This is a genomic window from Nostoc sp. UCD121, assembly GCF_014222285.1.
GTDB lineage: Bacteria > Cyanobacteriota > Cyanobacteriia > Cyanobacteriales > Nostocaceae > Nostoc.
In genome coordinates, this window is sequence record NZ_JACKZS010000443.1 from 1 (window position 1) to 1,739 (window position 1,739).

Consider the following 1,739-nt stretch of genomic DNA (forward strand, 5'->3'; position numbering starts at 1 on the left):
CCCCTGCTCCCCTGCCCCCTGCTTTTTTACTCATCTTTAGCTACCTATGTCATTACCATTGATCATTGATGTCACCTGCGATTCGACCGCATTAACATAACCTCGATCGTTCAAAACTTGCGTTGGTAATTTATTAGCCTTGATAGCAGCTTGTACTATATCTTTCGCTGTCAGGTTTCCTATTTGGAATTCAGATAGCAAAGTACCCGCACTGGGAATACCCTGTTCTCTGAAAGCACCTTGATAAGCTAGAAAAGCAACATTGAAAGGTTGAAGATAGCTGGCATTTTGCGAATCTCTGTTGATTTGTCTGCCACTATTATTAACTGTTTGAGCGTCAACAATTCCAGGCGCAAAAGCAATACAGGCAGCGACAATTGCAGAATTTATCAAATTCGTCAGTTTCATAATTTTTCCCTAAATTGTGCTAGATTCATCAGTTTCATTTATTAACAAAATCCTGCTTTTTAGCAATCATAGATGTTTGAAATTTATTCTCTATCTTCTTTCATCAAAATTACTCAGTCCCATCATTTGATATGCAATTAAAGCAGTATCAAATGATTTGAGAGAATTTACATTCTTGGAATAGCTAGATAAAACGTCAGAGTTGACGGCTGTGTTCATTGATGCGCCACTTTTTTTATTATTGGCTTTATGAACACTAGTAATTTTAGGTATAGAATTAATCCAAGCAACAAAATGTGTAGAATTTATCAAGTTTGGAATTTTCATACAGCTATCCTTAATTAAAACGAAGTACACCAGTCAGTATTATTTAGTTGCAGAGTCTGCTTTTTTATAAATCTCAACATTTTTAACTCAGTTTATTTGATAGCTTTATTTGTTAATTACACCAAATAGCCAAGTCAAATTAACCCCACTATCAGGAGTTGAAAATTTGTAAAAGATTTAGTAAGTAAAAACTTAGAAAATGCAAAAGCGCGCCAAATCAAATATCTTGTTTGCTAGCCATTCTCAAAGGTGCGATCGCTCATATATATGTAATAATGATCTTCCCTTATAGAGATTTTTTACTTTCGGCTATAAACTAAAATCCAACTTTTTTTAGGTACTTAAGCTTCCATACCAATATGCTAGGAAATCTTTCCGATAGAAGCAAATACTTTTAATTTTCAATTTGATAAACAAAAGTGATGCTAATTAATACTGGCATTGCAAAATTTTCTCTAAACCTTATTGATTATTGATTGGAGGTTGGATGGACTCTGGTGTAAGTTAGGCGTTCAGGAGGATAAAATAAGCCGATCGTGTCAAAATGTTAAGTGTATAGTTTATTTGCAAACTCACTTATGCCGAAAGCAATTTGGAATGGCGCAGTTTTAGCCGAAAGCGATCGCACCGTAGTAGTGGAAAACAACCATTACTTTCCTGCTGACTCCATTAACAAGGAGTACTTCACAGACAGTAATACCCACAGTACTTGTCCTTGGAAAGGTGTTGCTAGCTACTACAGTATTGAGGTTGATGGACAAACCAATAAAGATGCTGCTTGGTACTATCCCAGCACTAAGGAGAAGGCTAAGAATATTGAGGGTTATATAGCCTTCTGGAAGGGTGTAAAAGTAGAGGCTTAATAAAGGTTGCTGGGAGTATTTTAGTTTCAGAAAATTGATAGAAGAAAGGCAGGAGGCAGAGGGCAGAGGGCAGAGGGCAGAAGGAAGAAAAGGTACAAACCTCGCTTCTTGTGGGCGAAAAATTAAAAACATTCTTTGCGA

At 36.3% G+C, this 1,739-nt stretch carries 3 protein-coding genes; 1 reads left to right on the plus strand and 2 read right to left on the minus strand.

The window, feature by feature from the left end; all coding sequences use genetic code 11:
- Positions 1-36: 36 nt before the first annotated feature.
- Positions 37-408 carry a hypothetical protein gene (locus tag GNF10_RS36710; protein WP_185580260.1) on the minus strand — a complete coding sequence of 124 codons (372 nt, stop codon included), beginning with the start codon at positions 406-408 and terminating at the stop codon, positions 37-39.
- Positions 409-498: 90 nt separating this feature from the next.
- A complete protein-coding gene (locus GNF10_RS36715) occupies positions 499-735 on the minus strand; it encodes a hypothetical protein (protein ID WP_185580259.1) in 237 nt (78 codons plus the stop codon).
- Between the two features lie 578 nt (positions 736-1,313).
- Here GNF10_RS36715 and GNF10_RS36720 point away from each other — a divergent pair.
- The gene (locus tag GNF10_RS36720) at positions 1,314-1,598 is read left to right on the plus strand and encodes a DUF427 domain-containing protein (protein ID WP_185580258.1); all 285 of its coding nucleotides are present in this window, start codon (positions 1,314-1,316) and stop codon (positions 1,596-1,598) included.
- Positions 1,599-1,739: the final 141 nt, after the last annotated feature.